Annotated in this window: 27 protein-coding genes and 2 tRNA genes; 13 read left to right on the plus strand and 16 right to left on the minus strand. The window is 65.5% G+C overall.

Features of this window, described 5'->3' with window-relative positions:
* The first annotated feature begins 4 nt into the window (after positions 1–4).
* Positions 5–574, plus strand: a complete 570-nt coding sequence (gene pgsA, locus HPF_RS09655; RefSeq protein WP_133156479.1) for a CDP-diacylglycerol--glycerol-3-phosphate 3-phosphatidyltransferase — start codon at positions 5–7, stop codon at positions 572–574.
* Entirely contained in the window at positions 574–1,461 is an 888-nt protein-coding gene (locus HPF_RS09660; protein WP_133156480.1) for a DMT family transporter, read from the plus strand. The genes pgsA and HPF_RS09660 overlap by 1 nt, the downstream gene beginning before the upstream one ends.
* Here the strand turns inward: HPF_RS09660 and HPF_RS09665 are convergent.
* Positions 1,418–2,401 (minus strand): LysR family transcriptional regulator, encoded by a 984-nt coding sequence (locus HPF_RS09665; protein ID WP_133156481.1) that lies wholly within the window; start codon positions 2,399–2,401, stop codon positions 1,418–1,420. The two genes, HPF_RS09660 and HPF_RS09665, sit on opposite strands and share 44 nt — an antisense overlap.
* 89 nt (positions 2,402–2,490) lie before the next feature.
* Between HPF_RS09665 and HPF_RS09670 the strand changes: the two genes are divergently transcribed.
* The 5 genes from HPF_RS09670 to HPF_RS09690 all read left to right on the plus strand — a co-directional run bounded on the left by HPF_RS09670 (position 2,491) and on the right by HPF_RS09690 (position 6,328).
* Entirely contained in the window at positions 2,491–3,588 is a 1,098-nt protein-coding gene (locus HPF_RS09670) for a tartrate dehydrogenase (RefSeq protein ID WP_079366076.1), read from the plus strand.
* A gap of 286 nt (positions 3,589–3,874) precedes the next feature.
* Positions 3,875–4,147, plus strand: a complete 273-nt coding sequence (locus HPF_RS09675; protein WP_066158910.1) for an HU family DNA-binding protein — start codon at positions 3,875–3,877, stop codon at positions 4,145–4,147.
* A gap of 20 nt (positions 4,148–4,167) precedes the next feature.
* Positions 4,168–4,243 (plus strand) — tRNA-Val (locus HPF_RS09680).
* A gap of 85 nt (positions 4,244–4,328) precedes the next feature.
* Positions 4,329–6,224: a SurA N-terminal domain-containing protein gene (locus HPF_RS09685; protein ID WP_079366077.1), complete on the plus strand. Its 1,896-nt coding sequence runs from the start codon at positions 4,329–4,331 to the stop codon at positions 6,222–6,224.
* Positions 6,225–6,252: 28 nt separating this feature from the next.
* Positions 6,253–6,328, plus strand: a tRNA-His gene (locus HPF_RS09690).
* Between the two features lie 933 nt (positions 6,329–7,261).
* Here the strand turns inward: HPF_RS09690 and HPF_RS09695 are convergent.
* From HPF_RS09695 to HPF_RS09740, 9 genes are all read right to left on the minus strand, one after another.
* On the minus strand, positions 7,262–7,768 hold the full coding sequence (locus HPF_RS09695) for a hypothetical protein (RefSeq protein WP_133156482.1): 507 nt from the start codon (positions 7,766–7,768) through the stop codon (positions 7,262–7,264).
* Between the two features lie 14 nt (positions 7,769–7,782).
* A complete protein-coding gene (locus tag HPF_RS09700; RefSeq protein ID WP_207959348.1) occupies positions 7,783–8,511 on the minus strand; it encodes a hypothetical protein in 729 nt (242 codons plus the stop codon).
* The gene (locus tag HPF_RS09705) at positions 8,489–8,866 is read right to left on the minus strand and encodes a hypothetical protein (protein ID WP_133156483.1); all 378 of its coding nucleotides are present in this window, start codon (positions 8,864–8,866) and stop codon (positions 8,489–8,491) included. Before HPF_RS09705 ends, HPF_RS09700 begins: the two co-directional genes overlap by 23 nt.
* A gap of 419 nt (positions 8,867–9,285) precedes the next feature.
* Positions 9,286–9,927, minus strand: a complete 642-nt coding sequence (locus tag HPF_RS09715) for a helix-turn-helix domain-containing protein (RefSeq protein WP_133156485.1) — start codon at positions 9,925–9,927, stop codon at positions 9,286–9,288.
* Positions 9,928–10,073: 146 nt separating this feature from the next.
* A complete protein-coding gene (locus tag HPF_RS09720) occupies positions 10,074–10,466 on the minus strand; it encodes a hypothetical protein (RefSeq protein ID WP_133156486.1) in 393 nt (130 codons plus the stop codon).
* Complete coding sequence (locus HPF_RS09725) at positions 10,463–10,753, minus strand: hypothetical protein (protein WP_133156487.1); 291 nt, start codon at positions 10,751–10,753, stop codon at positions 10,463–10,465. The genes HPF_RS09720 and HPF_RS09725 overlap by 4 nt, the downstream gene beginning before the upstream one ends.
* 105 nt (positions 10,754–10,858) lie before the next feature.
* Entirely contained in the window at positions 10,859–11,086 is a 228-nt protein-coding gene (locus HPF_RS09730) for a hypothetical protein (protein ID WP_133156488.1), read from the minus strand.
* A gap of 283 nt (positions 11,087–11,369) precedes the next feature.
* Positions 11,370–12,818, minus strand: a complete 1,449-nt coding sequence (locus HPF_RS09735) for a tyrosine-type recombinase/integrase (RefSeq protein WP_133156489.1) — start codon at positions 12,816–12,818, stop codon at positions 11,370–11,372.
* A gap of 302 nt (positions 12,819–13,120) precedes the next feature.
* Positions 13,121–14,107 (minus strand): NADPH:quinone oxidoreductase family protein, encoded by a 987-nt coding sequence (locus tag HPF_RS09740; protein WP_133156490.1) that lies wholly within the window; start codon positions 14,105–14,107, stop codon positions 13,121–13,123.
* Positions 14,108–14,227: 120 nt separating this feature from the next.
* Here HPF_RS09740 and surE point away from each other — a divergent pair, with 120 nt between their 5' ends.
* From surE to rlmD, 5 genes are all read left to right on the plus strand, one after another.
* Entirely contained in the window at positions 14,228–15,013 is a 786-nt protein-coding gene (gene surE / locus HPF_RS09745; RefSeq protein ID WP_133156491.1) for a 5'/3'-nucleotidase SurE, read from the plus strand.
* A gap of 158 nt (positions 15,014–15,171) precedes the next feature.
* The gene (locus HPF_RS09750) at positions 15,172–15,846 is read left to right on the plus strand and encodes a protein-L-isoaspartate(D-aspartate) O-methyltransferase (protein ID WP_243721716.1); all 675 of its coding nucleotides are present in this window, start codon (positions 15,172–15,174) and stop codon (positions 15,844–15,846) included.
* Positions 15,847–15,933: 87 nt separating this feature from the next.
* Positions 15,934–16,833, plus strand: a complete 900-nt coding sequence (locus HPF_RS09755) for a peptidoglycan DD-metalloendopeptidase family protein (protein ID WP_084397231.1) — start codon at positions 15,934–15,936, stop codon at positions 16,831–16,833.
* 12 nt (positions 16,834–16,845) lie between these two features.
* Positions 16,846–17,631 (plus strand): 3'-5' exonuclease, encoded by a 786-nt coding sequence (locus tag HPF_RS09760; protein WP_133156493.1) that lies wholly within the window; start codon positions 16,846–16,848, stop codon positions 17,629–17,631.
* Positions 17,632–17,643: 12 nt separating this feature from the next.
* Positions 17,644–19,068, plus strand: a complete 1,425-nt coding sequence (gene rlmD / locus HPF_RS09765) for a 23S rRNA (uracil(1939)-C(5))-methyltransferase RlmD (protein WP_207959350.1) — start codon at positions 17,644–17,646, stop codon at positions 19,066–19,068.
* 32 nt (positions 19,069–19,100) lie between these two features.
* On the opposite strand, the gene HPF_RS09770 is transcribed toward rlmD, so the two are convergent.
* Entirely contained in the window at positions 19,101–19,523 is a 423-nt protein-coding gene (locus HPF_RS09770) for a hypothetical protein (protein ID WP_133156494.1), read from the minus strand.
* A 117-nt stretch (positions 19,524–19,640) separates the two neighbouring features.
* On the minus strand, positions 19,641–20,324 hold the full coding sequence (locus HPF_RS09775) for a Bax inhibitor-1 family protein (RefSeq protein ID WP_066154648.1): 684 nt from the start codon (positions 20,322–20,324) through the stop codon (positions 19,641–19,643).
* A gap of 173 nt (positions 20,325–20,497) precedes the next feature.
* Between HPF_RS09775 and HPF_RS09780 the strand changes: the two genes are divergently transcribed.
* Positions 20,498–20,905, plus strand: coding sequence for a GlcG/HbpS family heme-binding protein (locus tag HPF_RS09780; RefSeq protein WP_066154645.1), 408 nt, complete (start codon positions 20,498–20,500; stop codon positions 20,903–20,905).
* Between the two features lie 120 nt (positions 20,906–21,025).
* On the opposite strand, the gene HPF_RS09785 is transcribed toward HPF_RS09780, so the two are convergent.
* From HPF_RS09785 to HPF_RS09800, 4 genes are read right to left on the minus strand one after another with little or no spacing between them, the layout of a single operon-like run.
* Complete coding sequence (locus HPF_RS09785; RefSeq protein ID WP_066154642.1) at positions 21,026–21,223, minus strand: hemin uptake protein HemP; 198 nt, start codon at positions 21,221–21,223, stop codon at positions 21,026–21,028.
* On the minus strand, positions 21,220–21,633 hold the full coding sequence (locus tag HPF_RS09790; RefSeq protein ID WP_066154639.1) for an ExbD/TolR family protein: 414 nt from the start codon (positions 21,631–21,633) through the stop codon (positions 21,220–21,222). Before HPF_RS09790 ends, HPF_RS09785 begins: the two co-directional genes overlap by 4 nt.
* A gap of 13 nt (positions 21,634–21,646) precedes the next feature.
* Positions 21,647–22,381, minus strand: coding sequence for a MotA/TolQ/ExbB proton channel family protein (locus HPF_RS09795; RefSeq protein ID WP_066154636.1), 735 nt, complete (start codon positions 22,379–22,381; stop codon positions 21,647–21,649).
* Positions 22,382–22,415: 34 nt separating this feature from the next.
* The gene (locus HPF_RS09800; RefSeq protein ID WP_079366085.1) at positions 22,416–23,069 is read right to left on the minus strand and encodes an energy transducer TonB; all 654 of its coding nucleotides are present in this window, start codon (positions 23,067–23,069) and stop codon (positions 22,416–22,418) included.
* Positions 23,070–23,087 lie beyond the last annotated feature (18 nt).

Below are 23,087 nucleotides of genomic sequence, written 5' to 3' on the forward strand. Positions count from 1 at the left end.
GTCCATGTTCTTCAACCTTCCCACCCTGCTGACTTGGGCGCGCATCGTCGCCATTCCCCTGATCATCGGCGTGTTCTACCTGGAAGGTGTGAGCCCGGCGCAGCAGAACCTGATCGCCACGGTGATGTTCATCGTGTTCGCCGCCACCGACTGGGCCGACGGCTATCTGGCCCGCAAGCTCAACCAGACCTCTGCCTTCGGTGCCTTCCTTGATCCGGTGGCCGACAAGTTCCTGGTCTGTGCCTGCCTGCTGGTGCTGGTGCACCTGGAACGGGCCGATGTGTTCGTGGCGCTGATCATCATCGGCCGCGAAATCGCCATCTCGTCGCTGCGCGAATGGATGGCCATCATCGGTGCCACCAAGAGCGTGGCGGTGCACATGATCGGCAAGGTCAAGACCACGGTGCAGATGATCGCAATTCCGTTTCTGCTGTTCCACGGCACGCTGTTCGGCGTGATCGACACCCATGTCTGGGGCACCTGGCTGATCTGGATTTCCGCGGTGCTGACCGTGTGGTCCATGGTGTATTACCTGCAGAAGGCGCTGCCCGAGATCCGCGCCCGCTCGCGCTGATGTCCGGCGACAAGAACGCATGGCTGCGCGCCATGCCCTGGGTGTTCGTGCTGATCTGGAGCACCGGTTTCATCGTCGCGCGCTACGGCATGCCGCATGCACCGCCGATGTCCTTTCTGGCGGTGCGCTATGCGCTGTCCATCCTCTGTTTCCTGCCCTGGATCGTGCTGGCCGGGGTGAAGTGGCCGTCCGACCACCGGCAGGCCCTCCACCTGGCCGTCACCGGCGTGCTCATGCATGCGGGCTACCTGGGCGGCGTCTGGGCCGCGGTCAAGGCCGGCATGGGCTCCGGCCTGTCCTCGCTGATCGTCGGCATCCAGCCGGTGCTCACCGCGATCTGGCTCACGAGTGTGGGCGGGCACCATGTGTCGCGCCGCCAGTGGCTGGGCCTGCTGCTGGGTTTTGCCGGTCTGGTGCTGGTGGTCTCGCGCAAGTTCGGCGCCGGTGGCCCGGGCGATTCGGCCAACTGGCTGAACCTGTCGTTTGCGGTGATGGCCCTGTTCGCGATCACCGTCGGCACGCTGTATCAGAAGCGCTTCGTCCAGCCTTGTGACGTGCGCACTGCGAACACGGTCCAGCTCGCTGCGGCCCTGGTGGTGACGCTGCCGCTGGCGCTGCTGGAGGCCGAAACCATGCACTGGAACGCCGAACTGGTGGGTGCCATGGCGTGGTCCGTGCTCGGGCTGACGCTGGGGGGCAGTTCGCTGCTGTACATGCTGATCCAGCGAGGTGCGGCGGCGTCGGTGACCAGCCTGATGTACCTGGTGCCACCCTGCACCGCGCTGATCGCCTGGGTGCTGTTCGCCGAACCGATCACGGCGACGACGATCGCCGGCACCGCGCTCACCGCCTTCGGCGTGAGCCTGGTGGTGCGTCCTTCGCGCTGACCGGGCTGGCGGCCTGCTGGCGCCAGGGCTCGTCCCGGAAGCGCTCGGCCAGGAAGTCCACCAGCAGCCGGATGCGGCGAGGCACCTGCGCCCGGTAGGGTGCGATCCAGTGAACGTCCGCGTCGGGCATGTTCCATTCGTCCAGCACCCGCACCAGATCGCCGCGCTCCAGCAGCGGCGCCACGTCCCACAGGCTGCGCAGCATGATGCCGTGGCCCGCCAGGCACCAGTCGCGCACCAGCTCGCCGGAGTTGCTCGACAGCGGACCCCGCACCGGCGTATGGACCCACTGGCGTTCGCCGATTCGCTGAAGGCGCCAGTGGTCGAAGCGCAGGTCGGCGCTGCCACCGTTCTCGCGCACCACCAGGCAGTCGTGCTGTGACAGCTCGTCCAGCGAACGGGGTTCTCCGCGCCGGCGCAGGTAGGCTGGCGCGGCGACCAGCACACGCTGGTTGGTGGCGAGCCGCCGTGCAACCCACTCGCCCGCGCGCTGTGCCGGCGCGCTCCAAAGCCAGATTGCCCCGTCCAGCCCGTCCAACGTGAGGTCGGGCAGTTGTTCCGTCAACTGCACCTGCACGCTCACCTTGGGATGGAGGGACTGGAACGACGCCAGTGCCGGCCCCAGCCAGGTGCGGCCGAAGCCGAAGGTGGCCGCCAGCCGGACCGGCCCGGACGGCTCGGCCTGGCGCTCGCGCAGTTCCACCTCGGCCGATTCAAAGGCGCGCAGCAGCTCCTGCGCGCGTTCGCACAGCGTGTCGCCGTCGGCGGTCGGGCTCACGCGGCGGGTCGTGCGCTGGAACAGCCGTGTGCCCAGCCGGACCTCCAGTGCCGCGAGTCGTTTGGTCACCACGGAGGGCGCCACCTTCAGCGCCCGAGCGGCGGTGACAAGGCTGCCGTGGCGCCGGACGGCCAGCACCAGTTCCAGATCAGGACGGTCCAATTCTTTCTTTCATGGAAATAATGAATGAATGAATTATTGTCATAAACAGCCGTAAGCTCGACACCACATTGCCACCACAGGAGCTTTCCATGTCATCAGTCCATCGCATCGCTGTCATCGCCGGAGACGGCATCGGTACCGAAGTCATGCCCGAGGGGTTGCGCGTCCTCGAAGCGGCGGCAACGAAGTTCGGCATCGGCCTGCAGTTCGACCACTTCGACTTCTCCAGCTGCGACTATTACGAGCGCCACGGCAAGATGCTGCCGGACGACTGGAAGGAGCAGATCGGCGGACACGATGCGATCTACTTCGGTGCGGTGGGCTGGCCCGACAAGGTGCCCGACCACATCTCCCTCTGGGGGTCGCTGCTGATGTTCCGCCGCGAGTTCGACCAGTACGTCAATGTGCGGCCGGCCCGGTTGATGCCCGGCGTGCGGGCACCGGTGGTGCGGCGCGATGGCAGCCCGCGCGAACCGGGCGAGATCGACATGGTGATCGTGCGCGAGAACACCGAGGGCGAGTACAGCAGCATCGGTGGCCGCATGTACGCCGGCACCGAGCGCGAGATCGTGGTGCAGGAGACGGTGATGTCCCGCGTCGGTGTGGACCGCGTGCTGCGTTATGCCTTCGAGGTTGCGCGCTCCCGCCCGAAGAAGCACCTGACCAGTGCCACCAAGTCCAACGGCATCGCCATCACCATGCCCTACTGGGACGAGCGCGTGGAAGCGATGGCCAAGGAGTATCCGGATGTGAAGGTCGACAAGTTCCACATCGACATCCTCACCGCGCACTTCGTGCAGCGACCCGACTTCTTCGACGTGGTGGTGGGCAGCAACCTGTTCGGCGACATCCTCTCCGATCTGGGGCCGGCCTGCACCGGCACCATCGGCATCGCGCCGAGCGCCAACCTCAACCCCACGCGCCAGCATCCCTCTCTGTTCGAGCCCGTTCATGGTTCGGCGCCGGACATCGCGGGGCAGGGCATTGCCAACCCGATCGGGCAGATCTGGTGCGGGGCGATGATGCTGGATTTCCTGGGGCATCGCGAGGCCCATGACGCCATCATGCGGGCGATCGAAGCCTGTCTGGCCCCCGGCAGCGATGCGCCGCGCACCCGCGACCTTGGGGGGCAGGCCAGCACCAGCGATCTCGGCAAGGCGATCGCGGCCAGCGTGCAGGCGGGGTGATCCGGCACGCGGCGCGCGGCATGGTGTTCGTCGCGCGAGTGTCGCTGGGAGCCCATGCAAACCGCATAGAATCTCGCGGTTCTGGCGTTCGTCGGGGGTTTCGATGGCCTCTGTATTGACAGTGCAGCAGGCCCGTGGGTCTAATGAAGACGCGCATGGGCGGTGGCTTTCCCGCACCGGTGCGACCTGTGACCCAACCAGAAACTGCAGGCAGTGGCGGCCGGTGTTTAACCATCACGCACTCGCCTGATGAGACGAACTTTTATTTCTTATAGAGGGGCTATTTGTGAACAAAACAGAACTCGTCGAGCACATCGCCAAGCACGCCGACATCTCCAAGGCTGCGGCCACCCGCGCACTGGACTCCACCATCACCGCCATCCGCACCACCCTGAAGAAGGGTGGCACGGTGTCCCTGGTGGGTTTCGGTTCGTTCGCCGTGACCAAACGTCCCGCTCGCAAGGGTCGCAATCCCCGCACCGGCGCTGAGATTAAAATCAAGGCCGCCAAGGTTCCGAAGTTCCGTCCGGGCAAGGCCCTCAAGGATGCTCTGAACTGAGCAAACCCAGGTACCCGGTGGGGTGCTTAGCTCAGTCGGTAGAGCGGCGCCCTTACAAGGCGTAGGTCGGCGGTTCGACCCCGTCAGCACCCACCACCATCAAGAAGGCGAACTCGGGTTCGCCTTTTTTGTTGTCGACATTCCGATGTCGGCGTTTGTTTGAAGTAGCAGGATTCCAGGCATGTTCGACTCCATCCGCAATCACAAGAAGTACCTCATGGGCTTCCTGCTGATACTGATCATTCCGTCTTTCGTGCTGTTCGGTGTCCAGGGCTTCACCGACTTCAACCAGCGCGGTGAAGCCGTGGCGACGGTGGACGGTCACGACATCCGCAAGAGCGAATGGGACGAGGCGCACCGCAACGAGGCGCAGCGCCTGCGGGAGCAGATGCCCAACCTCGATGCCAAACTGCTCGACAGCGACGCCGCGCGCTACGCGACGCTGGAACGGCTGGTGCGCGACCGCGTGCTGGCCGCCGCCGTGCAGAAGGACCACCTCTATACCAGCGACCAGCGCCTGGCGCGCGCGCTGCAGGAAGACCCCGGCATCGCCGCGCTGCGCAAGCCCGACGGCTCACTGGATGTCGAACGCTATGCGCAGATGGTGGCGCGTCAGGGATTGACGCCCGAGGGCTTCGAAGCCCGCATCCGCTCCGACCTGTCCATGCGCCAAGTGCTCGGTGGTGTGCAAGGCACCGGGTTCGCGCCATCGGCCGTGGCCCAGGTGTCGCTCAACGCATTTTTCGAACGCCGTGAAGTGCGCGTGCTGACGCTGGCCGCCAAGGACTTTGCGGCCAAAGTGGCGCCGACCGATGCTGAGATCGAGCAGTTCTACAAGGACAACCAGGCCCTGTTCCAGGCGCCCGAACAGATCGACGTCGAATACCTCGTGCTCGATGCCGCGGAGATCGCCAAGGGCCTGACGCTCAACGAAGAGGACCTGCGTGCCTACTACAAGGAGAACGTCGCCAAGCTCTCCGGTGACGAGGAGCGGCGTGCCAGCCACATCCTGCTCAATGCCGCGGCCGGCGCGCCCGCCGAGGAGCGCGAAAAGGTCAAGGCCAAGGCGCAGGCCCTGCTGGCTCAGGTGCGCAAGGCGCCCGAAACCTTCGCCGCCGTGGCCAAGGCCAACTCGCAGGACGCCGGGTCTGCCGCCAAGGGTGGCGACCTGGAGTTCTTCGGACGTGGTGCGATGGTCAAGCCGTTCGAAGACGTGGTCTTCTCGCTCAAGAAGGGTGAGATTTCTGATCTGGTGGAAACCGAGTTCGGTTACCACATCATCCAGCTCACCGACATCAAGGCTCCCAAACAGAAGACGTTCGAGGAAATGCGTCCGCAAATCGAGGCCGATCTGAAGAAGCAGCAGGCGCAGAAGCGCTTCGCAGAGAGCGCGGACGGTTTCGGCAATACGGTCTACGAGCAGGCGGAAAGCCTCAAGCCCGCGGCAGACCAGTTCAAGCTCGAGATCAAGACCGCGAAGGGCCTGACACGCCAGCCGGTACCGGGCTCCGGTGTGCTGGCCAATGAGCGCCTTCTCTCCGCCCTGTTCGCGCCCGACTCCGTCCAGAACAAGCGCAACACCGAGGCGATCGAAACGGCCTCGGGCCAGTTGACGGCGGCGCGCGTCGTGAACCACGCGCCAGCCCGCACGCTGCCGCTGGCCGAAGTCCGCGACAGTGTGCGCGCTCGCCTGATCGCCCAGCGGTCCGCCCAGATGGCCAAGGAAGAGGGTGCCCGCAAGCTGGAGGCACTCAAGTCGGGCAGCGACACCACTGCGCTGCCTGCATCTGTGGTCGTTTCTCGCGACAACCCGCAAGGTGTGTCCGGACAGGTCCTGAGGGCGGCGCTCAGCACCGACCCCAAGCAGTTGCCATCCTGGGCCGGAGTGGACCTGGGCGAGCAGGGCTATGCAATCGTGAAGGTGGAGAAGGTGCTGCCGCGCGCCACGCCCTCGGCCCAGAACCAGGAAGTGCAGCAATATGCCCAGTGGTGGAACGCCGCCGAGGCGCAGGCGCACTACGAGCTGCTCAAGCAACGGTTCAAGGTGAAGATCCTGGTGCCAGAGCCAAAACAGTAAAGGTTCACGCTATAATGGCAGGCTTGCGGTGGCTGTAGCTCAGTTGGTAGAGTCCAGGATTGTGATTCCTGTTGTCGTGGGTTCGAGTCCCATCAGCCACCCCATATAGATCAAGCACTTAGCCCGGTTTTTGACCGGGCTTTGTCGTTTCTGGGATTCCTGTGTAGCCACCATGTAGCCATCGGTGCGCAGTTTTTGCCCCGCTGTCCGGTTCTCCAGGCGCCCGCAGCACCATCCTGAAATGAGGTTTTCTCAGGTGGCCAGGCGTTTCCCGGCCTGAAGCGCGCCGCGCCGAATGTCAACATTCGTCAACAGCCCATCCAAATCCAAATGTCTGGTTTTGTCTGGTGCAGGGGCTTGCTGCTCGCTGGAAAACCTCGAGCCCAAAGTGAGGTTTTTTCTCAGGGTGCGCCGTTGCGCTCTCGACGCGTGGCCCTCCTTGAAAGACGCCCCTACGAAGGGCCTTCGATGGGGCTTCCTTGAGCCCCTACCCACTCGCTCCCGCTCTGTCTGCGCCTGCGCGTTGCCCCATAGAATCACCAGCGGCAGGTGTGACACGGTGAAATTCTCCCGGCCGTAGCACGGCGTCCAGCCGGTGCGCAATGTGGGGTTGCCATCTCGCGATGGATGGGAGGCCCCACCACCTGCCACCTCTTCGGCGACCGTCGGCGCATGGGTTCTGTCTCAGGTCGGCCGTGGGGCAGTTTTCGTATCGGGCTGGTATCGGTTCTGGCCCGGCGCGCCGCTCTCGGTAGGCGGACCTGGGTATCTATTCGTTTCTACTTTAGAAACCCGGCGCTGGTGCTGTCGCTGCCTGATTCGCCAATCAGGCCACGGACTGCAACCACCCATCCCCGGGCCGCGTGGAGCGCTTCAGGCGTTGCGGTCGCCTCGCCACGCAGGACGCGCGCCAGAGCCCCGAGTCTCGCCCCCAACGTCCTGCCGGGAAAGCCGCTCAGGTCGTACCCTGGGCACTCGTTCCCCCGCTTGCTGGTCTGCCCCTTCTTGGGCTTGCTCTTGTCCATGCGCCCCCCTGCTCAGACGTCAAGCCCAAGCTGCCCGGCCGGCGCAGCAGCGGGCGCGCTGGCGGCCTTTTCAGGTCCTGCGCTGGTCTTGGCCTTGGTGGTGGGCGCTTCGGCCGCCTGGGCGCGGTCTGCAGACTCTTGCGCCTGATCCTCGGGCAGGTCGGCAGTGAAGGCCCGGGCAATCTCGTACAGCGCCCCTGCGCTGGCCAGTTCGCGCGACATGTCGGTGTACTCACTTGCCCGGCTGTTCAGCAGGGCGATGTGCAGCTCGTCGATGCGCTCAAACAGCACCCGCAGGCGATGCTCCAGCGCTGCCGACCGGTCGCCGACGTGTTGGGGCTTCGGCTGGGGCTCAAGCCCCGCGAAACGCTCAGCGATGTAGCGCAACTGCATCGGGTGCATGCCGACCATAGCGCCATCGTCTGCGCAACTGTCGGTGTCGGTGATGAACACGATGGGGCCGTGCTTGTCGGTGACGAATTCGGCCTTCACGCTGTGCATGGTGATGAGGGTGTCCATGGGTGTCCTTCCGTTCAGGCCATCGCGGCGACTCGACCGCTGGCCTTTTTGGTTGTCGTGGTGGTGGGCGCAAGCAGGCCGGTGAACAGGCGCTCCGGCTTCGCGGTCAGTCGGATGTAGCGGCCAGCGCAGCTATCGGGCGGGGTCACTTCTTTTGGTGCAGCAGATGGCATATCTAGATGGTGTCCGTCAGACGGTACTGAGAGGGGGGCAAAAACACCCCAAATAGGACCGTGAGACGGTGCTACGCGCTTTTCCTCTGTACCGTGAGACGGTCCTATTTGGGAGGGTCTAGTACCGTGAGACGGACGGAGGGGCTCGTTTTTCATGGACAGTCCTTTCCGGTACGCACCGCGCACAAACGTCTCGGCGGCGCCGGGGTCATAGTCGCTGTGGCGGTCCAGGGAATACCAGGTCACCGCGTACCAACTGGCCTTTGCTGGCCACTGGCCGGTGACGGTCTCGTGAATGAATCCGCCGGCCAGCAGCGCGCGCTTTGCACGGGTCAGCACGTCGGATGAGCTCCACCCCCTCGACCTCATGTGTTCGCGAGACAGCAGAAGCTGGCCGTTGTTGTCCTTCACGTACTGCCGTGCAATCTCCAGCAGGAGCGAGCGGGCGGGGTGGCTCAGGCGGCGGTAAGCCGGTGAATCGAGGACGGCCCACGGCAAAGCCACGAAACCATCCCCGTCTCGCTTGGGATCGACCTTGCGGCCCTTGTTACGCCCGTTGGCCATCTGCATCGTCTCCCAGCAGCAGACCGGCCAGCACCGCAAGACGCCGGCCCTCGGTAGTCATTCGGTACCGGCCGAACTCGACCGCCTGGCCGTCCCGGTCCTGGCCCTTCACCATCTGCATTTCGATGCCGTCGCGGCCGGTGACTCGGCGGCGCAACTGGGCCACCACGTCCGGGCCGTTGGATGCCCCGGCGATGCGGTCCACGTCCTCGCGTCTGATCCAGCCACCGGGCGCCAGCGCTTCGGCAAGGCGGCGCTGCCGTGGCGTGAAGCGTGTAGACTTTCCGGCGCGATTCCCGGTTTCCTTTCCAAAGCCCTCAGCCTGGCCGCTGGGGGCTTTCTCGTTTGAGGGCTCGTTCATCGTGCGGCCCTCCATGCTCGGACCCTGAGCACCAGGTAGAACACGGCGGCCATCATTGCGCCACCCCGAGAACGCGCTTCAGGTCAGCGACCGGCCACGCGAGGCGGCCAGCTACGCGCAGTGGGCGGATTGGTCCGTCGCCCCTCATGGACCACAGACGCAAGGTCTGTTGCGCCCTGTTCAGGTGAAATGCCGCCTCGGGTGTGGGCAGCGTGGCGCGGGTCTCTTGCGCCAGTGAAACGGGTTGAATGGTCTTTGCGGCCATGTCTCTAACCTCTCGGTTGGTTGAACATGGCCGTTACCATCGATATGCACCCCGGAGTGCAGTCAACGTGCACCCCCGTGCAATTTGCGGGAAGCCTTATTTCATGCGGGTTCCGGCCGCATGGTGGCACCCCCTATGCACCCCCAGGTGCCGGCTATTTTTTGATGCCAGCGGCTCTCAGCGCTCGGTCAATGACGTTTCTGGAAACCCCGAATTCGATGGCCATAGACCTAACTGATTCTCCGCGTCCTCTGTCGTATCGGCGCACGACTTCGGCCTTCTGGTCATCGGATAGGGATGGCCGTGTGCCCATGCTTTGTGCCACAGCAGGTGCTGCGTCTTGGTGATGTTGGGGCTCGGTCGCGGCCGGCTGATCCTGCTGGGGCTTCTGCTGGTCTTGCTGCGCCATCAGCGCCTCTGGGGCATCCGCGAATCTCCACGCCATCTCTGCGTGGTTGGGCTCCAAGTAGCGAAGCAGGCCGCGCACGTGGCGGGCGCAGCGTTCGGCGCGCATCTCTGGTGGTGTGGTCGAGTAGGGATCGAGCCATGGCTGTCTGCGCACCTTGAACAACCTTTCAAGGCTCGCCAGCGCGAGCATGCCAACATGCTCCCTTTCGGTCAGCATGGGCACATCCTTGCCGGCCTCCTTCTCCATGGCCCTGGCCAGCGGATCATCTGAGTAGGCCAGCAGCCCGCCCGGGTCAGTCCTGAAAGCCGCCTCAAGCAGCGCGCATCGCTCGCCAACCACCCCGCGCGCCAACGCATATAGCTCTTCCTCGCCGAGTTCCTTGTCCATCGCCGCCCTTCATGGCGACCTTCAGAAGGGGAGCCCCAGCAGGCGGGTGAAGGTGTCCCGCTCTTCGGTTCGCGGGCCTAGCTGGGGCTCAATCTCGCATGGTGCCTTACCTGCCGGCACCTTCATTCATCGTCGGGGCGCTGCTCCTACCGGGCTGACCACTCCACCATCTCCCCAAGCACTCGAAAGGACTCTGGGAAACATCTGAGGTGGTTCTTGAAGATGCAGTCGCGGTGAAACGCTTTGTCGGCCAGCGACACCACGGAATACACCTGCCACCAGGACCGGAAGAATTCGTCTTCCGTCAGGTCCTCGATCCCCGAGAGTCGCGCCAGCTCCCTGCTGGCCAGCGCAATCGAAAAATCGGCGTCGCTGTCGTCGTCATCCCAATCGGTATCAGCAAGCCTCACCGCTTCCATGGTTTTCATCACCGAGGTGGTCATCTTCAAGGCCATGTTCACGGCCTGACGGAACGAGGGGAGGGCCTCTGCGCTGGTGGTGTCTGGCGTGACTCTCTGGACGGTTGCTTCGCCGCTCATGGTGCCACCTCGCCAGCGGCATCGAACGACGGCCCAAAAAGGGCACACTCGCGGCCCTCGATGAACTCGCCGGAAGCGTCATCCGTTATCGCGGCGGCATCCTTGGCCAGGTGGTACGCAGCGCCAAGCAGGGTCGCCAGAAGCTGCTTCTTGTCGAGCGATTCCTGTGCCGTCACGATGACGTCGGCCAGTGCGTAGCACCGGGACGCCACCGACCCGAGAATCATCCGGTATTGCTCAGCGGTGTACGTTGGTGGGACCCGCTGGGGTACAGTCTTGGTAGCCATCTTCAAAGCTTCCTTCTTTGGTGGTGGTCAGACGGGGGCAGGTGTCACTACCACCTGCCCCCGTCGTCTTTTGTGCCCTGGGGAAACCGCGCCAGGGCTTCGCGGTTATTCGTCGTCGGCCGCCGACTTAGGGCCGGGCGGGTGCAGGTAGGCCGCCTCCATGCGCTTGAGGTCCAGCAGCAGGGCCAGGTGCTGAGGCACCCACCGCGGGATCGGCACTCCCTGGGTGCGCCAGCCGCTGGGCGTGTTGCGGTGCAGGCCGGTCGCCCTGCAAAAGTCGGCTGTCTTCCAGCCCAAGGCCGTCAGCGCCGCGTCGAACTCTTCAATCGTCATGGGTTGCGCCCGTTGTCGTGTTGGTTGATGATATCCGGTTTTCCTTTTTATGTGCTGTTTTTGATAGATACGGCATATTTACTTTACATAACGCCCGATGTGGAATATGCGTGATTGAACAACTTTCGCACATCAAAGGGAATACTCTATGCAAATCAACAGCTTGCCGACTTGTCCACACTGCCCGCTTTTTGAGCAAATACGTGTGCCGTCGCATCGTTGAAGTTATCCACACCCACCGAGCGGCGCGCCGTGTCCGCTGTGGTCGGTGCATGGAAGTGGCTCATGCAACAGCCGCGAGCGGTGGCCGGCCGGCCTGGGGCGCCTGGGCGTCGAACTTCACACCGGCCTGCTCAAGAATCCACGCCTCGATGCGCTCATGGTGCAGGCGCAGCAGGTCCAGCGGCCGGCGCTTGTAGTGCTTCTCGGCGGTGGCACTGGGCTTGTGCCCCTGAATCTGCGCCACCACGCCGGCCGGGATTTCCAGCCACTCGGTCAGGCTGGCGTAGGACCGGCGCAGGCCGTGAAGCGTCAGCCCCTGAAGACCTGCAGCCGCACAGGCGCGCGCGTGGGGCGTGTTGGGCTCACTCAGGCGGCCGTCCGCGCTGCGGTTCTTCACTGCGGCGCCGTCGGCTGGGGCTTTGCCCTCGGCTGCAGCCTTCGCGGCGCGGCGCCTGATGTTCTCGGGGCTCATGTCCAGGGCGTAGGTGCTGGAAAACACCCACTCATTGCGGCGGGGCAGGGCGGCCAGCAGTGCCGACACGTAGGGGGTCAGCGGAATCTCCCGGATGCCCTCCACCTTGTCCCGAATGCTGATCCCCTTCCACTGGGTGTTCACGTCGTCCCAACGCATCGCCAGCACTTCGCCGGGGCGTGCGCCGGTCAACAGCAGCACCTGCAGGTATGCGGCCGTGCACGGGTTCGGGATCTGGCGCACCTGGGCAAACCACGCCGCCAACTGCTCGCGCGTCAGCACATCCGACTTGACCCCGGGTCGGCCCAGCGATTCCCGGGCCTTGCGGCTCTTGGCCGGGTTCTGCGCCGGCAGGATGGCGCGGTACTGGGGCTGTTCTGCGCACCACGTCAGAAACACGGCCAGCAGGCGCCATGCCAGGCGGGCGGACGATGGACGGGCCCTGCCTTCGGTTGCGGCCCATTGCTCGATGGTCGGCGTGTCCAGCGTGCTCAGGCGCAGCGGCATCAGGCTGGCCAGCGGTCCCGGCTGCGTCTTGCGGTCGGTCTGCCCCCGGCGCTTGGATGGCTCACCCCCGGGGGATGCCTTGATGATGTGGTCGCGGTAGTGCAGCTCGCCCCAGTGCGGCCGGCGCTCTGCAAGGTAGACCGCCCATGCTTCGCCCACCGTCACGGCTCGCGCTGATTCGTCCGCAGCAGTCGCCGCCTTCTGCTCCTGCTGCTGGCGCTCAAGCTCGCGCGGGTCCTGCCCGTTGTCCAGCACCACGGCCAGGCGCCGGGCTTCGGCGCGCGCCTGGGGGATGGTCCATGACCGCACATCGCCGATGGTGCGGCGGATGGTCTGGCGGTTCAGCTTGGCCTCGAACACGAACGACTTTGCCCCCGCGGCGGTCACGCGCACGCGAAGGCCCGGGGCTTCGGTGTCGCGCATGAACGCCTGCAGCTTGCCGGCCGGGCAGGTCAGGCGCTCGATGGCGCCCTCGGTCAGTGTCACCCGTTCGGAGAGGTCCGGCGCGTCGCTTTTCTTCGGTCTGGCCATGCTGGGCGCTCCTGTCTTGGTGGCCGGACCGGGGTCCATGTAGCCACCATGTAGCCAAATCAGCCCAGTTTTCCCGAATCTGAATCAACGAAAGAACTGTTTTTCTGTCCATGTTGACCGGTCTAAACTGTTGATTTGTATGGATTCTAGCAACGCGCCTCAACAATGCCAAATACGAATTTCACAGGATTGTGATTCCTGTTGTCGTGGGTTCGAGTCCCATCAGCCACCCCAAAAATATATGAACAAAGCCCGGTGTTTGCCGGGCTTTGTCGTTTCAGGCTCCTGGTGGACCCGCTGGGTCAGTTCACCAGCACCAGCTTTCCTTTGACCGAACGCGAACCCATGATGGCGTAGGCCTTGGGCAGGTCCTTCATCGGCAGCGTCTGGTCGATCACCGGCTTGATCTGGCCCTTCATGTACATCGTGGCCAGCGTCTGCATCATCTGGGCGTTGGCCTTGGGTTCGCGCTTGGCAAAGTCGCCCCAGAACACGCCCACAATGCTCGCGCCCTTGAGCAGCGACAGGTTCAGCGGCAGGCTCGGGATCGGGCCGCTGGCAAAGCCCACCACCAGATAGCGGCCGCGCCAAGCGATGGAGCGGAAGGCCGGCTCGGCGAAGTCGCCGCCGACGGGGTCGTAGATCACGTCGGGCCCTTTGCCTCCGGTCAGCCGCTTGATTTCGTCGCGCAGCGTGGTCTGCGGTGTGTGCACGCTGTAGTTGATGGTTTCGTCGGCCCCCAGCTGCCTGCACAGGGCGCACTTGTCGTCGCTCGACGCGGCGGCGATCACCCGTGCCCCGGCGGCTTTGGCGAGCTGGATTGCGGCCGTGCCGACGCCTCCCGCGGCACCCAGCACCAGCACCGTTTCTCCGGCCTTGAGCTGGGCGCGATCCACCAGCGCATGCTGCGAGGTGGCGTAGATCATGATGAAGGCAGCGGCATCCACCGGAGGGAAGCCCGGTGGCAGAGGCATGCACAGCCCCGCGGGCGCAAGCGTGTGGGTGCTAAAGCCGCCGGTGCCGCTCAGGCAGGCGACGTTCTGGCCCACTTGCAGGTGCGTCACGCCTTCGCCGACCGCGCGAACCACTCCGGCGTACTCCGAGCCAGGCACGAAGGGCAGCGGTGGCTTCATCTGGTACTTGTTCTGGACGATCAGCAGATCGGGAAAGTTCAGGCTCGCTGCCTGGATCTCGATCAGCACCTCGCCCGCTCCGGGTTCGGGGGTGGGCAGTTCTTTCCAGCTCAGGGCGTCCACGCCCACGGGGTTTTCGCAAAGCCAGGCTTGCATCGGTCGTCTCCGGTATTGTCAGGGTCGATGCATGATAGGCAGGGCCACGCACGATGGGCGTCACCTGTGCGGCCCCATGTCCCGGGCGTGACCCGGGGCGGGCCGCCTAAAATCCTGCCAATGAAAATTCTCATCTCCAACGACGATGGTTACCAGGCGCCCGGCATCGTGGCCCTGTACGAGGCGCTCAAGGGCCTGGCCGACGTGGAGGTGGTGGCGCCGGAGCACAACAACAGTGCCAAGTCCAACGCGCTGACCCTGCACTCGCCGCTGTACGTGCACCGCGCGTCCAACGGTTTCCGCTATGTGAACGGCACCCCTGCCGACTGCGTGCACATCGCGCTGACCGGGCTGCTGGGCTACCGGCCCGATCTGGTGGTGTCCGGCATCAACAACGGCGCTAACATGGGGGACGACACCATTTACTCTGGCACCGTCGGAGCGGCCATGGAGGGCTACCTGTTCGGCATCCCTGCCATCGCGTTCTCCCAGACGGAGCGCGGCTGGGCACATCTGGACGTGGCTGGACAGAAGGCCGCCGAGCTGGTCAGACACCTGCTGCCGACGCTGCCGTCCGGGGACGACGCGGGTCGGCGACAGGCTCCGTGGCTGCTGAACGTCAACATTCCTTGCCGCCCGGCCGAGCAGATCCGGGGCTTCAAGGTCGCCCGGCTCGGGCGCCGCCACGCGGCCGAGCAGGTGATCACGCAGACCAACCCCCGCGGTGAAACCATGTATTGGATCGGCAGCGCCGGTCCGGCCAAGGACGATGCCGAAGGCACCGACTTTCACGCCACGGCGCAGGGCTTCGCCAGCATCACGCCGCTGCAGGTGGACCTGACCGACCACGAGCGCCTCTCTTATTGGGTTCCGACGGCGGCCGCCTTGGGCGCTGGGACGCCATGAAACGGACAGTTCCAACTTCGCCGGCCACGAGCGCTTCCACTGTCCCCGCCTCCGGAAGGCCCCGGCCGGCATTTCCCGCTCGCCTGGACACAGGGCCGGTGGTATCGGTCAACAGGCCGGGCGTCCCGTCGGCGGTGCAGGGCCGCAGCCCGGCTCCCATGGCTGCGACCACGGCCCCCCGCGGTGTCGGCATGGATTCGTTGGCAGTTCGTCAGGCCATGGTGCGCAAACTGCAGGCCCAGGGCATCTCCCATCCGGGCGTGCTGGGGGCCATGCAGATCGTGGAGCGGCACCGTTTTGTGGACACCGCGCTGGCCAACCAGGCGTATGAAGACACCAGCCTGCCGATCGGCCTGGGGCAGACCATCTCCAAGCCCAGTGTGGTGGCGCGCATGCTGGAGTTGCTGTGCCAGGGCAGGGAGGGCCGCATTGGCCGGGTGCTGGACATCGGAACCGGGTGTGGCTACCAGGCTGCGGTGCTGAGCCATCTGGTGCAGGAGGTCTACAGCATCGAGCGGCTGCGGGCGCTGCACGAGAAGGCGCGCGACAACCTGCGGGCCTTCCGGCTGGCCAATGTCCACCTCCTGTTTGGCGATGGCATGGCGGGCTATGCGCAAGGCGCGCCATACGCCGGTATCGTGGCCGCCGCGGGTGGGAACGATGTGCCGCAGGCCTGGATCGAACAGCTCGCGGTGGGGGGGCGCCTGGTGGCACCGGCGGTGACCGACTCGGGCCAGCAGCACCTGATCGTCATTGAGCGCCATGCTCACGGATTCACACGTTCTGTATTGGAACCGGTGCTCTTCGTGCCCCTAAAATCAGGCGTTTCGTGAAACCTTTCGGCCGACACGTGGCTGGCGAGTGTTTCGTAGAGGCAGTGCCCGGGTGGAAACGGGCCTGACATCAGGCAGGAAACAGGAATGAACAAGCGGGATTTCGATAGACAGCCAGTGCGCACGCAGCGCATCTCGTGGCGCGGTGTGGCCCTGTGGACCCTGATGGGGGGACTGGTGCTGACGGCCGGATGCTCCACGCGGCGACTGAGCCAGCCCGCACCGGTCGAGGACCGTTCCGGCGCGGCGCGGCCGTCCGAAGGCAAGCCCTTGCCAGGTGCGGAGAACGCGGGCAAACCGGGTTACTACACCGTGCGTCCCGGCGACACGCTGTACCGGATTGCACTGGAGGCCGGCCAGGCACCGCGCGACGTGCAGGCATGGAACAACCTGACCAACCCCAACCTGATCGAAGTCGGTCAGGTGCTGCGGGTGGCCCCGCCCGTATCGGGCACCGCCCCCACAGCGACGGGTGTGACCGCTGCGCCGGTGGCCACGCCGGGCGTGGTGGCACGGCCCCTGAACACGCCCCCTGCATCGGGCACGCCGGGTGCAACACCCACGGCGCCGACCGCTGCCACACCCGCGCCGGCCACCGAGCCCGTTTCTGCCGGTGCCGACGACGTTGCATTTGTGTGGCCTGCCCAGGGCGCAGTGGTCGCTTCTTTCGATGAGGGCAAGAACAAGGGCGTGTCCATCAGCGGTCGTCTGGGCGATCCGGTGCTCGCCGCCGCCGACGGGCGCGTGGTGTATGCCGGCGCCGGTTTGCGCGGCTATGGCAACCTGATCATCCTCAAGCACAACAACACCTTCCTCACGGCCTACGCCCACAACCAGGCTCTGCTGGTGCGCGAGGACCAGACCGTGAAGCAGGGACAGCGCATCGCCGAGATGGGCAGCAGCGACGCCGACCGCGTCAAGCTGCACTTCGAGGTGCGCCGCAACGGCAAGCCTGTCGATCCGGTGGCCTACCTGCCCAAGCGCTGAGCTGGCCGGTGCATGGCCTGGCCGGTTCTCGTTTTTGACATCGAGTCGATTCCGGATGTCGACGGGTTGCGCGCGTTGCGGGGTGCGCCCGCCGATGCCACCGATGCCCAGGTCTACGAGGCCTGGCTGAACGAGCGCAAGGACAAGGGCCAGAGCGATTTCGCACCGCTGCACCTGCAGCGCGTGCTGGTCATCAGCGTGGTGTTCCGCAACGCCGAAGGCCTGCGCGTGCACTCCTTCGTCGACCGCGACGGCCAGAGCGAAGGCCGGGTCATCCAGACTTTCTTCAACAGCATCGAGAAGCACCAGCCGCAGCTTGTGAGCTGGAACGGCGGCGGCTTCGACCTGCCCGTGCTGCACTACCGCGGACTGCGCCACGGCGTCGAGGCCAGCAAGTACTGGGATATGGGCGAGGACGACCGCGAGTACAAGTGGAACAACTACATCAGCCGATACCACATGCGCCATCTGGACCTGATGGACCTGCTGGCGATGTACAGCCCCAAGAACAACGCGCCTCTGGACGCGCTGGCCAAGCTGTGCGGCTTTCCCGGCAAGCTGGGCATGGACGGCTCGCAGGTCTATCCGCAGTACCTTGACGGCCGGCTGGAGGACATCCGCCGCTACTGCGAAACGGACGTGATGAACACCTATCTGGTGTACTGCCGTTTCCAGAAGATGCGTGGCGGCCTCACGGAGGCCGAGTACGAGCAGGAAATCGCGTTCGTGAAAGAGACGCTGGGGCGGCTGGCGCCCGCTGAGAGCCACTGGCAGGAATACCTCGCCGCCTGGGCCTGAGACAATCGGGGCATGAGCCAAGACAGCCCCACACAACAAGATCCCCACACCCCCATGCCGCCCTCCGCCGGTCTGCCCGAAGGCCAGCTGTTTGTCGAGTCGCTCGACATCGAGGCGCAGGGCATCGCCCACCGGCCCGACGGCAAGGTCGTGTTCATCGACGGCGCGTTGCCGTTCGAGATCGTCAGCGCCAAGGTCCATCGCAAGAAGAACAACTGGGAAGCGGCGACGCTGACCGAGATCCATCGCGAGTCGCCCCAGCGCGTCACGCCCGGCTGTCCGCATTTCGGTCTGCACGAAGGCGCGTGCGGTGGCTGCAAGATGCAGCACCTGCATGCCAGCTCGCAGGTGGCCATCAAGCAGCGCGTGCTGGAGGACAACCTCTGGCATCTGGCCAAGGTCAAGGCCGAGACGTTGCTGCGCCCGATCGAAGGGCCGGCCTGGGGCTACCGCTACCGCGCGCGCCTGTCGGTGCGCTTCGTGCACAAGAAGGGGGTGGTGCTGATCGGCTTCCACGAGCGCAAGAGCCGCTACGTGGCCGACATGCAGGTCTGCCGTGTGCTGCCGCCCCACGTGAGCAACCTGCTCATGCCCATGCGCGAGCTGATCTACGGCATGGACGCGCGCGAGACCTGTCCGCAGATCGAACTGGCCTGCGGCGACGACGTGACCGCCCTGGTGCTCCGGCATCTGGAGCCCCTGAGCGACGACGATCTGGCCCGGCTGCGCGCCTTCGGTCAGCAGAACGGCGTGCAATGGTGGTTGCAGCCCAAAGGACCGGACACGGTCCGGCTGCTGGACGAGGGCGGACCGCAGCTGAGCTACCGCCTGCCCGAATTCGGCATCAACATGCCCTTCAAACCGACCGACTTCACCCAGGTCAATCCGCACATCAACCGGGTGCTGGTGGCGCGCGCGCTGCGCCTGCTGGATGCGCAGAAGAGCGAACGTGTGATCGACTGGTTCTGCGGTCTGGGCAACTTCACCCTGCCGATTGCCACGGGCGCCGGCGAGGTGCTGGGCATTGAGGGCAGCGAGGCGCTGGTGGCGCGCTCGCGCGAGAACCTCGCGTTCAACCAGCAGGGGCGCCCGTCACCGCTGGCGCCCACGACCTTCGTGGCTCGCAACCTGTTCGAGATGACGACCGAGATGCTGGTGGCCGATGGGGTGGCGGACAAGTGGCTGGTGGACCCGCCGCGGGAAGGCGCGTTTGCGCTGTCCAAGGCGCTGGCCGACCTGCACCAGCAGCCGGAGCTGCGTGGCAGCTGGACGCCGCCCCGGCGCATCGTCTACGTGAGCTGCAACCCGGCCACGCTGGCGCGCGACGCCGGCCTGCTGGTGCACCAGGCGGGCTACCGCTGTACGGCGGCAGGGGTGGTCAACATGTTCCCGCACACGGCGCACGTCGAAAGCATGGCGGTGTTCGAGCTGCCCTGAGGCTCAGCCGGTCTCGGTGTGGGCCCAGGGCGTCAGGACCTTTGGGTTTTGGCGTCGCCGGGCGACCTGGTGGCCGGGGTCTTGTCGGCCGCCTTTTTCCCGGAGGATGACTTCGCATCACCCGAAGCGTGTTCGTCCTGGGCCGAGATGTCTTCGTGTTCGACGACCTCTTCGCCAGTGGGCGACTCGATGGCGGACGGCATGCCGACGATCTGGTTGTCGCGCATGTACTGGTCCATTTCCTTCCAGCCCGCAAACACGGCGGCTTTGCCGGCCTTGGGGTTGGTCTTGAAGCAGTCCTCGATGCTGCGGATCGCGTGTCGGCAGGCGCTGCCGATGGCGTGGGCCTCGGCCTGCTTGCGCTCGGCCACCTGGGTGGCGCTTTCGATGCCCAGTGCGTCGCAGCCGGCCAGCAGGGCGGTGCAGAGGCAGAGGGGCAGGGCAAGGTGTCGCATGGTGCTTGAACGGGGGTTTGTCTTCGTTTTCGGCCGGGCGGACGGGAACTTGAGCGCGCGCAGGCATGAAAAAGGGGACCCGGAGGTCCCCTTGAGTCGAATGTGCAGTCCGACGGATCAGTCGTCACCGCCCATGATGCCGAACAGCGCCAGCAGGTTCTGGAACACCGCGAAGATGTCGATGAACAGCTGGGTGGCGGCCACGATGTAGTTGGTCTCGCCACCGTCGACGATGTTCTTCACGTCGTAGAGCATGTACAGGCTGAAGACCAGCGTGCTCAGGGCGGTCAGGGCCAGCATCATGGCCGAGCTGCCGATGAAGATGTTGACCACGGCCGCGATCAGGATGGCGATCATGCCGGCGAACAGCCAGCGGCCCATGCCGCTGAGGTCGCGCTTGATCACGGTGGCCAGCGTGGCCATGGTGAAGAAGACGCCGGCCGTGCTGGCAAAGGCGGCCATCACCAGCGTGGTGCCGTTGCCCATGCCCAGCACCACACCCAGCAGGCGCGAGAGCATCAGGCCCATGAAGAAGGTGAAGGCCATCAGGATGGCCACGCCCGCGCCGGAGTTGCGGAAACGGTAGATCGCGAACTGGAAGGCCATCATGCCGCCGATGAACAGCACCATGCCGACGATGCCGCCGAGGTTGCGGGTGATGCCGGTGCTCACGCCGATCCAGGCGCCCAGCACGGTCGGAAGCAGGCACAGGGCCAGCAACCAGTAGGTGTTGCGCAGCACCTTGTTGCGTTCGGCGCTGAGGGCGCCGGCAGTGCCTTGGTATTGGGTGAAGTCGGTCATGGTCTCTCCTGGTGGTTGGCGGAACGCCGCTTGCGGCGAATTGTAGGGCGGTGCTCGTTGGCGTGTGGAATGTGCTGCCAGGCCACCGCGTGGTGAGAACAGTTTTGATCGCCAGTTCTGCAATGAACGCGTTATCGTTCGCCCTTCATTCCATTTTCCGCAGGATTGCCTTCATGAAAACCAAAGCCGTGCTCGAACTCGCCGATGTCAAGGCCATTGCCGCCGCTGCCGAAGCCGAAGCCATGAAAAACCAGTGGGCCGTCACCATCGCCATCGTCGACGACGGCGGTCATCTGCTCTGGCTGCAGCGCCTGGACGGCGCGCCGGCGATGTCCTCACACATCGCGCCGGCCAAGGCCCACACGGCTGCGCTCAGCCGCAAGGAGAGCAAGGTCTATGAGGACGTCATCAACCAGGGCCGCACCTCGTTCCTGAGCGCGCCGACGATTCAGGGCTTGCTCGAAGGTGGGGTGCCGGTGATCAAGGATGGCCAGTGCATCGGCGCGGTGGGCGTCAGCGGTGTGAAGTCCAGCGAGGACGCGCAGATCGCCAAGGCAGGTATCGCTGCAATCGGCCTGTGATCTGAAAAAACGCCTGGCTAACGGGGCCTTCGGCCCCCTGGCTGGCGAAAAACGACGCTCGGGGAATTGCTCATACCCCGGGTCGCCCCACGATTGAAGAAAGCGGTCTGGTCGGGTCGCTCACTTGGTCAGGATGAGCTTGCCCTGACGGGTGGTCTGCAGGCGGTAGACCGCGCCGTTGTGTTCGATGGCCACCTGCGACCGGCCCTGCAGCACCGACTGGCTGCTGAGCACGGGCGCAGCGGTCGAGGCGGACGCCGGTGCTGGGGCCGTGACCGGGCTGGTCGCCACGGGAGTGGAGGCGGTCGGACGGTTCATGGCTGTGCGGGCTCCGTGATGAAACCGATCTTGCGCACGCCCGCGCGTTGGGCGCTGGCCATGGCCAGTGCCACGCGCTCGTAGCGCACGTCCTTGTCGCCGCGCATGTGCAGCTCGGGCTGCGGCTCCATGGCCGCGATCTGCGACAGGCGGGTGTTCAGCTCTGCGTCGGCGATGGGCGTTTCGTTCCAGTAGTAGGCGCCCGAGGCGTCGACCGACAGGCGCACGTTTTCCGGCTTGTCGACCAGCTTTTCATTGCTGGCGCGGGGCAGGTCGACCTTGACCGCGTGCTTGATGACCGGCACGGTGATGATGAAGATGATGAGCAGCACCAGCATGACGTCGATGAACGGGATCATGTTGATCTCCGCCATCATTTCGTCGCTGTCGTCCTGGGTTCCGATGGCCATGGGGACTCCTTGATCAGGCCTTCTTCATCGGCAGCACCTTGGCGTCGGCGCCGGAGCTGACGCGGGCACCGGTGACGAAGTAGGCGTGCAGGTCGTGGGCGAAGCGGTTGAGCTTGTGCAGGATGGCCTTGTTGCCGCGCACCAGGGCGTTGTAGCCCAGCACCGCGGGGATGGCGACCAGCAGGCCCAGGGCCGTCATGATCAGCGCCTCGCCGATCGGGCCGGCCACTTGGTCGATGCTGACCTGGCCCGCGGCGCCGATGCCCAGCAGGGCGTGGTAGATGCCCCAGACGGTGCCGAACAGGCCCACGAAGGGTGCGGTGGAGGCGATGGAGGCCAGCACCGTCAGGCCGCTCTGTGCCTTGGCGACGTGGTCGTCCAGCGTGCGGCGCAGGCAGCGCTCGATCCAGTCGCTCACGTCCAGGCTGTCGTGCAGCTGCGGGACCTGGCGGCCGTCCTTGTGCAGGATGTGGCGCTGTGCCTCACGGCCTTCGACCGCCAGGGCGCGGAAAGGGTTGTTGTCGGCGGCACCGAGCTTGTCCAGCCCCTCGGCGAAATCGGCGCTGTGCCAGAAGCCTTCGCTGGCCTTGGCCTGCTGGCGCTGGGCGCGCTGGTCCAGCACCTTCCAGAGAATGATGATCCATGTGGCCAGCGACATGACCAGCAGCACCAGGGCGACGGTGCGGGTGACGGCGTCGCCTTGCGACCAGACGTGGGCCAGGCCCGAGCTTGCGAGAGGAGTGTCCATGAAAGATTCTGAGAAGGCGGAGGGTTGGCGACGGTCAGTCTTCGAGACGGAAATCGATGGGAATCAGGTACGACATGGCTTCGGGAACGCCGGCCCGTTTGCCTGGCACATAGCGCCAACGCAGCACGGTCTGGACGGCGGTTTCGTCCAGGCGCGGAAAGCCGCTGGATTTCTGGACTTCGGCGCGGGTGGCGATGCCGTCGGTGCTGATGTGGACACGGACCACGACACGGCCCTGCTCCCGCAGCCGCTTGGACATCTGCGGGTAGGGCGGTGGCGGGTTGTTCAGGTAACTGGCGTCGCTGGAGGGCAGTTCCACCTTGGGCGGGGCTGGCGGCGCGACGGGAGCGGCCGCCACCGGTTCGGTGACCGCCGGCTGGGGTTCGGGTGGCGCGCTGACCACGCCCGTGGGCGCTTCGGGCACTGGAGCCGGGTCGGGAACGGCCAGCGGCATCGGGGCCTGTTTCACCACGCGCTGCACCGGCGCCACCGGCTTCGGGGCCGGCTGTGGCTTGGGCGGGGTGGGCTCCGGCGCGACCAGGGGCTGGGGCGGCTCGATCAGCTCGGCCATCACCGTCACGGGCACCACCAGTTCCACGGCGCGGCGCAGCAGACCGGCCTGCAGGGCCCACAGGCCCAGCACGTGAAAGCCGATGACGGCGGCCACGATGAACAGACGACGGTCCATGGGAGCTGGGTTGGAACG

The organism is Hydrogenophaga pseudoflava, from assembly GCF_004353865.1.
Lineage (GTDB): Bacteria > Pseudomonadota > Gammaproteobacteria > Burkholderiales > Burkholderiaceae_C > Hydrogenophaga > Hydrogenophaga pseudoflava.

Coding starts and splice junctions, on each gene's coding strand:
- pgsA (WP_133156479.1), top strand. CDS start 5: ATGTTCTTCAACCTTCCCACCCTGCTGACTTGGGCGCGCATCGTCGCC.
- HPF_RS09660 (WP_133156480.1), top strand. CDS start 574: ATGTCCGGCGACAAGAACGCATGGCTGCGCGCCATGCCCTGGGTGTTC.
- HPF_RS09670 (WP_079366076.1), top strand. CDS start 2,491: ATGTCATCAGTCCATCGCATCGCTGTCATCGCCGGAGACGGCATCGGT.
- HPF_RS09685 (WP_079366077.1), top strand. CDS start 4,329: ATGTTCGACTCCATCCGCAATCACAAGAAGTACCTCATGGGCTTCCTG.
- HPF_RS09695 (WP_133156482.1), bottom strand. CDS start 7,768: ATGGACACCCTCATCACCATGCACAGCGTGAAGGCCGAATTCGTCACC.
- HPF_RS09700 (WP_207959348.1), bottom strand. CDS start 8,511: ATGCAGATGGCCAACGGGCGTAACAAGGGCCGCAAGGTCGATCCCAAG.
- HPF_RS09705 (WP_133156483.1), bottom strand. CDS start 8,866: ATGAACGAGCCCTCAAACGAGAAAGCCCCCAGCGGCCAGGCTGAGGGC.
- HPF_RS09715 (WP_133156485.1), bottom strand. CDS start 9,927: ATGGACAAGGAACTCGGCGAGGAAGAGCTATATGCGTTGGCGCGCGGG.
- HPF_RS09720 (WP_133156486.1), bottom strand. CDS start 10,466: ATGAGCGGCGAAGCAACCGTCCAGAGAGTCACGCCAGACACCACCAGC.
- HPF_RS09725 (WP_133156487.1), bottom strand. CDS start 10,753: ATGGCTACCAAGACTGTACCCCAGCGGGTCCCACCAACGTACACCGCT.
- HPF_RS09730 (WP_133156488.1), bottom strand. CDS start 11,086: ATGACGATTGAAGAGTTCGACGCGGCGCTGACGGCCTTGGGCTGGAAG.
- HPF_RS09735 (WP_133156489.1), bottom strand. CDS start 12,818: ATGGCCAGACCGAAGAAAAGCGACGCGCCGGACCTCTCCGAACGGGTG.
- HPF_RS09740 (WP_133156490.1), bottom strand. CDS start 14,107: ATGCAAGCCTGGCTTTGCGAAAACCCCGTGGGCGTGGACGCCCTGAGC.
- surE (WP_133156491.1), top strand. CDS start 14,228: ATGAAAATTCTCATCTCCAACGACGATGGTTACCAGGCGCCCGGCATC.
- HPF_RS09750 (WP_243721716.1), top strand. CDS start 15,172: ATGGCTGCGACCACGGCCCCCCGCGGTGTCGGCATGGATTCGTTGGCA.
- HPF_RS09755 (WP_084397231.1), top strand. CDS start 15,934: ATGAACAAGCGGGATTTCGATAGACAGCCAGTGCGCACGCAGCGCATC.
- HPF_RS09760 (WP_133156493.1), top strand. CDS start 16,846: ATGGCCTGGCCGGTTCTCGTTTTTGACATCGAGTCGATTCCGGATGTC.
- rlmD (WP_207959350.1), top strand. CDS start 17,644: ATGAGCCAAGACAGCCCCACACAACAAGATCCCCACACCCCCATGCCG.
- HPF_RS09770 (WP_133156494.1), bottom strand. CDS start 19,523: ATGCGACACCTTGCCCTGCCCCTCTGCCTCTGCACCGCCCTGCTGGCC.
- HPF_RS09775 (WP_066154648.1), bottom strand. CDS start 20,324: ATGACCGACTTCACCCAATACCAAGGCACTGCCGGCGCCCTCAGCGCC.
- HPF_RS09780 (WP_066154645.1), top strand. CDS start 20,498: ATGAAAACCAAAGCCGTGCTCGAACTCGCCGATGTCAAGGCCATTGCC.
- HPF_RS09785 (WP_066154642.1), bottom strand. CDS start 21,223: ATGAACCGTCCGACCGCCTCCACTCCCGTGGCGACCAGCCCGGTCACG.
- HPF_RS09790 (WP_066154639.1), bottom strand. CDS start 21,633: ATGGCCATCGGAACCCAGGACGACAGCGACGAAATGATGGCGGAGATC.
- HPF_RS09795 (WP_066154636.1), bottom strand. CDS start 22,381: ATGGACACTCCTCTCGCAAGCTCGGGCCTGGCCCACGTCTGGTCGCAA.
- HPF_RS09800 (WP_079366085.1), bottom strand. CDS start 23,069: ATGGACCGTCGTCTGTTCATCGTGGCCGCCGTCATCGGCTTTCACGTG.